This is a genomic window from Streptomyces tremellae (assembly GCF_039540215.1).
Classification (GTDB): Bacteria; Actinomycetota; Actinomycetes; order Streptomycetales; family Streptomycetaceae; genus Streptomyces; species Streptomyces tremellae.
This window is the reverse complement of record NZ_BAABEP010000021.1, coordinates 88,882-97,761: the sequence shown is the minus strand read 5'-3', so window position 1 is coordinate 97,761 and position 8,880 is coordinate 88,882. Positions and strand designations below refer to the sequence as shown.

Here is an 8,880-nt window from a genome sequence, read left to right as displayed (position 1 = left end):
CACTTTCCGTGTTTCTGATCAACTCTTGGACAGCCCACCTCGTGAAAGCGCGAGGCTAGACCTCTTTATGGGGGGCGTGCCCTCCGCGTGCCCCATCTCCAGCCGTAGGGACGCCTCGGCGCCGTTCTCGGCCCATGGAGGCCACCCCGGGTAGGGCTCCGAAAGGCAGCGCACGCGACACCGGGTCACTGCGTCGAACCAACCGTGTCATCAGCACGCGGGAGCACGTTTACCGCCCACTTTCAAGGTGCCGATGAATCGCCGCGTGTCGGCCGACGCTGAGATGTTTCTGAGCCAGACAGGAGCATTCGCCAGCAAAGCGGGGGCCTCATGCCTCAAGGTGTGGCTCTCGTAAGAAGCGTCCTCGGGGGAGGTTGCGTATGCCGCTGCTGTCGTGGCGAGCGGTAGCGCCGCGCAGAAGCGGCGAGCACCACAGCGGCCCGCATAGAGCGGACGCCTTCCCCGGTATTCCTGTGGACACCGGGACCGGAAAGCCCATCGCTTACGTGCCCGGGCAGCGCGCCGCCCGGACCGAGTACGCGAAACGTGACGACGTGCCGGGCAATAACTCGGTCATCCGAGGGATGGCCAGCTCCGTGCACGCGCGGGTCAACCGCATCGGGCAGGCGCAGGACTGGCTGGGACGTTGGCAGGACAGGATTCAAGGCAGGCCAGCGCGTCCCATCCGGGCTCTGGACGGGTTCACTGGCGAGACCCTCGCGCAGTGGGCCCTGACGAACGTGCTGTACGCGCGCAAGCGGCCGGCACCGTCCTTCGGGTTCGGGCTGGCGCCAGTGCTCACGCACAGCGTTGCGGCACGACGGCAGCGTCGTCTCCGGGGCACGCTGCTGCTGGCAACGCTTGTCTACCTCGGAGGCTCCCACCCAAGTGGGATGGCAGCGATTCTCGCCGCCGTGTTGCTGTGCCAGTTCTTCGCCGGGCGAGTCTGCCGGACGATTTTGCGCTGGGGCTCCAACGGGCTCGTCCCGGCTCTCCTTCTCGCTGCGGCTCTGTTCGCCCTCTGGAGTTTCGCCAAGCCACATCTCCCGATCCTGCGTGAGGCCGTCCTGGAGGGATTACTGGTCGCGCCGCGTCTGCTGATCGCCGTCACTGCGCTTCATCTGCTTGACCGCTGGGCGTGTCACGCCTACGTGCAGTCACTGCGTCCTGGCCGCCACATCGCCAGGCGTCCCTTCCTCGCGCCGTTCGCCGCCAAGAGAATTGCGGCGCACGAGGTCACCGAGCAGTGGCAGAGCATCGCGTACCGCAAGGAAGGCCAGGTGGATCGCTTCGTCGGAGCCGGCCTCGACTCGTGGCCGAAGGGCGCGACCCGTATCCAGCTCACGTCAGCCCGTACCAGCGAGAATGAAGAAGACGACCTGCCCCTGGCCGCAGAGGACATGCCCGACCTCGACGCGAATCAGAAATTCGAGGCGGACGAGCTGCTCGTCAAAGTGCGCGACGAGTTGAAGCGACTCCGGGGAACGCTCGTTGAAACCCACGCCTTGCCCAATTGTGATGTGGCCGAGTTCCTCGGCATCCCCGAGGGCCGGTGGAAGAGCTTGGGCCAGAGCAGTGGTACGGGCGGTGCCAAGTCGGAGTGGCCGGAGGCCACTGAGATGTGCACCGAAGCCCGGGGGGCGCCCACCGGGCACTTCTCCCGGAGATACCTCGCGGCGCAGGTCGTCGCCTGGGACGGCCAAGTCGTCGTCACGGTCTTCGCCCATGCTGCTCTGGAAGGCAACACGCTGCACTTCGTCACCCGCCCACACGTCCTGGCACCGCTGCTTCCCTCTGCGAACGTAACGCCCGCCAGGGGCTGGGATCTCGCCAGGAGACTTGCAGAAACACCGCTCCATGCCTGCGGAGATACCGTCGCGCTCGCGTCCCGGGCCTACACGACCATCGGACGCGGCCTCGGGCTGCTGACCGCCGTGACGACGGCCGCTGTCGCCGTCCGCGAGAAGGACGACGGACGGCCGGTGAGCCTGAGAGAACACTGCGGTCGGGAGACCACTGAGGACATGCACCACACCGAGGACGTGCAGCGCTATGTGTCGATCCTGCAATCGCGGATGTTCAGCACGGTGCGCGCCTTCCTCGCCGACCACGGTCTGGCGACCGCCGAGTTCACACGCCAGACCATCGCCATCACTCAGAACTACATCGAAGGAGACAACAACCAGGTCAACACCGGCAACATGGGCGGTGGCATGCAACAAGGCCCGCCGCCCGCCGGTCCGGCGAACAGAACCGAGAAGGCAGGTTGATCGTGAGGTTCGGTCGAGCAAACGCTGGTGGCACCAACGTCACCGGCAACGGTAACCAGGTCAACACCGGCAGAGTCGGTGGCGACATGCGCCAAGTCCACGTCTCGGGACCTGCGGCAAGCGATCCCCGACTGCTGGCCGCACAGGCCAGACTCACCGAGTTGGAAGCCGCCCTCGACACCCACGCTGACGAGGTGCACAGCATCGACAGTTGCCGCCGGGCTGTGGCCAGAATTGACGAGGAACTCAGCACGCCGGCACCGGACGGCCGCCGCCTCACCGAAAATCTGGAGATGCTGAGCCTCGCGCTCGGGTCCGCCACGTCTCTGACTTCGCTCGCTGGTTCGCTCCGTAGCGCGATCGAGGCACTTCTCAGCTGAAGAACAATTTTCCCTCTTCGCTGCAGAACGCCAAAGCCAGCTGGCGGCCAAGTGTCACGGCTACCTGGGGCAGGGCCGACGGGCCCTGCCCCAGGACCGCGAACCGAAGTCTGGCGGCTGACTGGAAGGCACATGGATGTCTTATGACACCCCGGCTGCTAGCTAGGCGGACCAGGCGCGCAACCTCTTGGACGACTCACCCGAAGAGCGCGCGGTCCTGGCACTGTCCGCTGATTAGCAATCACCGAGGCATCTTCCCATTAGAGTTCGGAGGGTCTTTGCCATGGCTCAGGACCGACCAGACATCCCAACGGCACTGAAGCGGACCGTACTTGTTGAAGCAGGTCATCGATGCGCAATCCCCACGTGTAGGCAGACACCGGTGGAGTTGGCGCACATCACGCCGTGGTCGAAGGTCAAAGAGCACACGTTCGATAATTTAATCGCTCTATGCCCGACGTGCCATACGCGGTTTGATCGAGGCGATATAGATCGCAAATCAATGCTCCAGTACAAACAGAACCTTGAAGTGCTGAATGGGCGATATACAGATGTTGAGCGCCAGGTACTGAAGGTCTACGCCCGAATTCTCGGAGACAACGTCAGGGGGGTAGCATCTGGTGACGTCCCCTCCGTGATCAGTACAATGCGAGCCAATATGAGCGCCAGAAGCACGTTCGCACTCGGAGATATCGCGATCCATCGTGGCATGGTGTGGCTCCTCATGAACCTCATTGACGACGGGATCGTCGAAGTGCTCAAAGAGATACCGGACTGGGGCGAATTGCCCGCCGAAAAGCCAGACGGGGTAGTGGCTCTGACAGCCAAGGGCATGGAACTGATTGAGAAGATGATCGCTGCGGAGCCGATTTAATTCTCTCGTAGAACCGAGCGGCGCCCTTCCGTCATTTTCCGACGCCCCTCCTGCACCAGGGTGTCGATGCCCGAGGCCACCTCCCGCTGCCGTTCCCTGTCCGAGTGCTGGTAGATCAGCGCCGCCTTCTCCGAGGACTGGCCCGCGCGGACCATCGTGTCCTTGAGGGTGGCGCCGGACTGGGTCGACAGAGTGTGGCCCGTGTGGCGGAGGTCGTAGAAGCGGGAATTCTCCGGGAGCCCGACCTGGGCGCGGGCCTTGCGCCACTTGCGGCCGAAGGTGGAGCGCCGGAAGGGGGCCTTGCGCTCGCCGACGAAGAGGAGGCCGTCCGGCTCCTTCTCCGCGTACCAGTCCAGGTGGCGCTTCACCTCGGTGTGCAGGAAGGCGGGAAGGAAGACGGTGCGTCGTCCGGCGGCCGACTTCGTGTCGCCCTCGACCCGGCGTCCCGTGGTCAGTTCCGGCGCGGCCTCCCTGATCCTGACCGCGAGCGGGTCGAGCGTGACGTCGGTCCGGCGCAGAGCCGCCTGCTCCTCCGGCCGCATGGGACCGTAGGCGCCGAAGTACACCATCAGCCGCCACCTCGGCCCCATGGCGTCGGCGAGCGCGTCGGCCTCCGCGACGGACGCCGTGGGTCGCTCCTTTGAACCGACGCACCCGTGTGGAACGCAGTTGGCTGCGCGCATAAGGGATCGATGGGTAAGGGGAGCCCGCAAGCCCTTCCGCGCATACTCCAGTATGCTTGCCGTATGTCCTCTACGACTCGCATCACCGTCACACTGCCCAGCGACCAGGTGGCGGAGCTCCGCAAGCTCACGGACAACGTTTCCGGCTACGTGGCGGAGGCCGTAGCCCGCCAGATTCGGCACCAGTTGTTGGGCGATGATCTGCACCGCTACGAGGAGGAGCACGGACACTTCAGCGACGAGGAACTCGCCGACGCCCGTTCGAAGATCTTCGGTGCCGCCGGCTCATCCAACGAGGCGGACGCCGCGTGAGTGAGCGCATCGAAACCGTTGTCCTGGACTCGGAAGGGCTCTCCGCCTGGATCGCGCAGGACCGCAAGCTCCTCGCGATGCTTCAGGTCTTCCACGACATGGGAGCCGACCTGGTGATCGGCGCGAACACCATCGTGGAAGTCACCCACTCCCGCACCAACATGCCTCGCCTGAACTGGGCCCTGTCCCGCGTCAAGGTGGAGCCCGTGACCGAGCAGGCGGCGAAAGCAGCAGCGGAACTCCTCAAAGGTGCCGGACTACACGGGCACAAGTACGCCATCGACGCCACAGTCGCCGACGTCGCACTCCGCCAGCCGAAACCCGTCGCCCTGCTGACCTCCGACAGCGACGACATGACCAAGCTCTGCGGCAACCAGGTCCGCATCATCCCTCTCTGATCCTCCAGGCCGCCCGAAGCATGCACCGCAGCAGGTTCTGGTGCGCTGTCGACACCCGTGCCCCATCCGTGCCCAGCGGAGCGGACAACAGCGGTCAGGTACGGCGCCCGGAGGCCACTCCAACCGCGCACGCCTCGACCAAACACGCAGGTCAGAGCCGATGCAGTCGTTCGAGAACCACTGATTCCCAAGCTCAGAGCGCGAGTTCGATTCTCGTCACCCGCTCCACGACAAACCCCCAGGTCAGCGACCCGGGGGTTGTTTGTTGTCCAGACCTCTCTAAGCGTCGCGTGCCAGATCCGTGTCAGGTTGGCCGTCCGGCTTCTCCCGTGCAGCTTTTCGCTGCCGCTGAACCAGCTCGTCCAGCCCGGCCGCAACCTCCTGCTGCCGCTCCTCATCCGAATGCTGATACATCAGCGCGGCCCGCTCAGAGGACTGCCCGGCTCGCACCATCGTGTCCTTGAGCGTGACGCCCGACCGGGCGGCGAGGCTGTGCCCTGTGTACCGAAGATCGTAGACGCGGGCCGAGAATGCACAGGGCCCAAGCCAAGCCCCACAACCGACGGCCCGCTCCTGAACGATCCGCCAGCACGCCGGAGCTTCCGCCCCGCATAACCCGTGGAAAAAGAGCTCTGCATACCGCGCCCTACGGCCCCAGCCCTACCCTCGGGCCACCTGGCCCCGAAGGCAGCGCCAGCGGAACAACGAGCCGAATGCTGGTCTACGACAGAGGCCCCACACCATCCGGAAGTGCCGCGCTCCGAAGTTGGACAGGACCGTCCAGGCCCGATCCGCACCGACTCAGTGGCTGTATCAGCGGCCGCATTAGCGCATAAGGCTAATCGCAGCACAAACCACGGCGACCCAGACCTGCCACCAGTCTGGTTGACGCCACCACTCTGAGCCGCGTTCCTCATCGTCCTCGTGCACAGGCAATCTCACCCATTCCGCTCAGACGCCCCTGGTGGGAGTCTGCACTGCTAACGCTCCACTCAGGATTAAGTCACCCAACTACTGAAAGGCTCCTCTCATCTACGTCACCGTTGCTGGCCGTGCAAGGCAACTTCGCCAGTGATCCAGGCCCGCGAACAGGGGGAAACCGCACGGGCCGCCTTCACATGCATGGGTGCCCTTTAGCGTCGCAGCGCAGATAAAGAGGCGGCGGTCGGACGCCCCCACACCGAGCCGGTCACGCGCTTTCTTCGCGGGCGTAAAGAACCGCAGGACGAACAGAGCATCTGAAGCGGGGCCGGATCCATCCCCGCGAGCGCGGGGAGCAGGGTTACTCGAGCTAGCCCGGCGCCTTGCAGTAGGGCTCATCCCCGCGAGTGCGGGGAATAGTCGGTGTTCCACGCCATGATAGGTGGGGACGTAGCATCCGCCTCCGCGGGCGCGGGGAGCAGGACTGCTGCAGGGCCGATGTCAGGTTGGAGACGGGTCCATCTCCGCAGGCGCAGGGAGCAGTACCGGGCCCTGCACCTGGCGGCGGTGACCTTGGGTCCATCCCCGCAGGCGCGGGGAGCAACTCCAGCCATGTCGCCTCGCCGGTGACGTCTCGGAGGATGAGAGAAAGGGGCATATGGAAAAAAGGGGACTCGTTGGGTCCGGGTGTTCGTAGGGCAGGCTGGTCGGGCGGGTTGCGGGTTCGCTGGTATGGGCGTCGGGGGTTCGGGCTGGATGTGGGCTCGGGGTGTTGCGCGCGTCGGCGTCGTGTTGTGGTCGGGGCGGGGGGGCCGCGTGCGGGGGCAGCGGTCCGGGGTGTATCGGTTGTTGCCAGGCGGGCGGAGGAGCCTCTGCCCGTCGGGGCCCCGTCGGGGCGCAGTCCGTCCGGCGGGTGGGGCGGCCGCCCGAGCGGTACAGCCGGCGGCGGCTGGACGCGTCGCCGGTGAGGCTACGGCGTCCGGTTTCCGAAGCGGCGGCGTTTGGACGCCTTGCTCCAGCCCGCAGGTCGGGAGGAAGGCTCCTTCGCCGGGCGCTCCGACGGGCGGAAGATGAGGGTCAGGCCCTCGTGGTCGACCGGATGCCACGCGTGGTCGTGGGTCTTGAAGGCGTACCCCTGCTCGGAGTTGTCGGCGTAGGCGAGCAGCGCACGGCCATTGCCGGCGTACTGCCGGACCTCGTCCCACAGCGCGTCGCGGATGCGGGCCGAGGGGCTGCCCAGGAAGACGCCGGGCGAGATCTCCAGGAGCCAGCGGGTGAGGAAGCCGCGCAGCCCGACGGGGCAGTGAGTGAGGACGACGACCGTCACCAGATCACACCGTCCCGCGCCAAGGCGTCCTGGGCGCCGATGCCCTGGGCCGATGCGCCGTCCGGACCGCCGGCGGCGGCACCGTAGTTGCGGCCGGCCGCCACCTCGGCACCGCGGTCGGCCAGCAGGGCCACCTGGTCGCCGTCACCGAGCGGGCCGGCGCCCGCCGGGGCGAGCAGTGCCTGGATGTCCCGTACGCACCGGTCAAGCAGGCCGGTGCTGTTGATCCGGTCGCGCAACGCCCGCCGGGTACGGGGGCCGACGTCCTCGGGGCCCTCCGCGGCAACGTCGAAGGCGACCGGGATGCCGACGTCGGTCTTGTAGAAGTCGGCCACGTCCAGGACGAAGGACAACTCGTGACCCGAGTGCACGAAACCGAGCCCCGGGCTGCACCCCAACGCGGCCACCACGGCCTGGGCGACGCCGTACATGCACTCCGCGGCGGCGGTGACGGCCTGGTTGGGCGTGTCGCCCGACCCGAAGTCACCGGGTGTGAACCGGCGGCCCCGCCACGGGACACCCGTACGGGCCGACTCCTGCGCGTAGCAGCGCTTGACGCGGTCGCCCTCCCGGCCCAGCAGTTGGCGCCGCGTGCAACCGGCCGGGTCCTCGTCGGGAAAGCGCAACCGGTACATAGCCCGTGCGACATCCAGCCGGGCCCGCTGGTTGGCCCACGCCACCGCCTGGGCCTCGACCAGGGCGGAGGACCTGGTCAGCGCCCGGCCGCCAGCGTAGAACCGTACGCCGTTCTCACCGACCCAGACCACTACGGCGCCGCTCTCGCCGAGCACCGCCATGGCCTGGTGGGTGACTCGCGTGCCGGGCCCGAGGAGCAGTGTGCCGATCGTCGCCGACGGGATGTGGCGCACGCCTTCGGCGTCCTCAGCGGTGATGGCGTTGGCATCGCGGTGCACGAGGCAGCGTTCGAGGTAGACGAAGGACAAGCGGTCGCCGAGGCGGGTGAGTTGGCGGGGGTTGGTGGCCGGGCGCTTTCCGACGGTCGTCACACGTCACTCCGCCGGAGCGAGGGTCATGAGCCCGCAGCCGTACGCCTTGGCCTTGCCGAGGCCCGCGGTGAGGGTGTGACGCAGTGCGTCGGGGTCGAGCACCCGCAGCCGGCCGTCATAAGTAACGCGGGTCAGCTTCACCTTGTGGGTGCGTTCGTCGGCCTCGTTCCGCTTGCCGAAGGCGAGGTCGCCTCGGTTGTGGACGACGACCTCGTGCCAGGCCCCGTCGAGGCCGTCCGGCCTGGGCTCGGAGCGTTCCACAACGGCGAAGCCCGCGTCCGCCTGCCGCTTGAGCAGCCAGTCCAACTGGTGCCGCGGCGTGACGTGCGCCGTGCGTTTGGTCGGCTCGGCAGCGTGCCGTCTGATGCTGTGCACGGGGTTGGCGGTGAGCCGGAACGTCCAGGTGTCGTCGGCGGCGATTCGGGCGAGGAAGGGCGCGTACGGCTTCGTCTGCCAGCCGCCCGTCGTCGGCCAACCCGCCTGCTCCACCAGGTGGGTGAGGTCGGGCCGGGCAGGGCTGACGACGTAGAGCAGCACCTCGCTGCGCGACTGGTGGTCGAGACGCCACAGCACGCGCGGACCGCCGCCCTGGTGGTCGGGCCTCTCCGCGAAGGACGCCATCACCGCGGCATGGAGACTCTGGGGCGAGGTGAGCAGCCGACGGGCGCCCATGCGCGCGGTGTTGATGCGGAATCGGGTCAGGAACAT

General features: G+C 67.0%; 8 protein-coding genes and 2 pseudogenes. 5 read left to right on the top strand and 5 right to left on the bottom strand.

Going from position 1 to position 8,880, the window contains the following annotated elements:
• The first annotated feature begins 380 nt into the window (after positions 1–380).
• The 3 genes from ABEA77_RS16860 (at position 381) to ABEA77_RS16850 (ending at position 3,524) form a co-directional block, all read left to right on the top strand.
• Positions 381–2,270 carry a hypothetical protein gene (locus tag ABEA77_RS16860; RefSeq protein WP_345647635.1) on the top strand — a complete coding sequence of 630 codons (1,890 nt, stop codon included), beginning with the start codon at positions 381–383 and terminating at the stop codon, positions 2,268–2,270.
• Between the two features lie 2 nt (positions 2,271–2,272).
• Positions 2,273–2,650 (top strand): hypothetical protein, encoded by a 378-nt coding sequence (locus ABEA77_RS16855; protein ID WP_345647658.1) that lies wholly within the window; start codon positions 2,273–2,275, stop codon positions 2,648–2,650.
• A gap of 283 nt (positions 2,651–2,933) precedes the next feature.
• Positions 2,934–3,524, top strand: a complete 591-nt coding sequence (locus tag ABEA77_RS16850) for an HNH endonuclease (protein ID WP_345647633.1) — start codon at positions 2,934–2,936, stop codon at positions 3,522–3,524.
• Here the strand turns inward: ABEA77_RS16850 and ABEA77_RS16845 are convergent.
• A pseudogene (locus ABEA77_RS16845) lies at positions 3,521–4,165 on the bottom strand (tyrosine-type recombinase/integrase); the annotation flags it as partial. The gene ABEA77_RS16850 and the pseudogene ABEA77_RS16845 sit on opposite strands and share 4 nt — an antisense overlap.
• Before the next feature lie 105 nt (positions 4,166–4,270).
• Between ABEA77_RS16845 and ABEA77_RS16840 the strand changes: the two are divergent.
• The gene (locus tag ABEA77_RS16840) at positions 4,271–4,519 is read left to right on the top strand and encodes a type II toxin-antitoxin system CcdA family antitoxin (protein WP_345647630.1); all 249 of its coding nucleotides are present in this window, start codon (positions 4,271–4,273) and stop codon (positions 4,517–4,519) included.
• On the top strand, positions 4,516–4,917 hold the full coding sequence (locus ABEA77_RS16835) for a DNA-binding protein (protein ID WP_345647627.1): 402 nt from the start codon (positions 4,516–4,518) through the stop codon (positions 4,915–4,917). Before ABEA77_RS16840 ends, ABEA77_RS16835 begins: the two co-directional genes overlap by 4 nt.
• Before the next feature lie 279 nt (positions 4,918–5,196).
• On the opposite strand, the pseudogene ABEA77_RS16830 reads toward ABEA77_RS16835, so the two are convergent.
• The 4 genes and pseudogenes from ABEA77_RS16830 to cas6e all read right to left on the bottom strand — a co-directional run.
• Positions 5,197–5,439 (bottom strand): annotated as a pseudogene (locus ABEA77_RS16830) (tyrosine-type recombinase/integrase); the annotation flags it as partial.
• A 1,369-nt stretch (positions 5,440–6,808) separates the two neighbouring features.
• On the bottom strand, positions 6,809–7,165 hold the full coding sequence (gene cas2e, locus ABEA77_RS16825; RefSeq protein WP_345647625.1) for a type I-E CRISPR-associated endoribonuclease Cas2e: 357 nt from the start codon (positions 7,163–7,165) through the stop codon (positions 6,809–6,811).
• A complete protein-coding gene (gene cas1e / locus ABEA77_RS16820) occupies positions 7,162–8,172 on the bottom strand; it encodes a type I-E CRISPR-associated endonuclease Cas1e (RefSeq protein WP_345647622.1) in 1,011 nt (336 codons plus the stop codon). The genes cas2e and cas1e overlap by 4 nt, the downstream gene beginning before the upstream one ends.
• Positions 8,173–8,175: 3 nt before the next feature.
• Entirely contained in the window at positions 8,176–8,880 is a 705-nt protein-coding gene (gene cas6e, locus ABEA77_RS16815) for a type I-E CRISPR-associated protein Cas6/Cse3/CasE (protein ID WP_345647620.1), read from the bottom strand.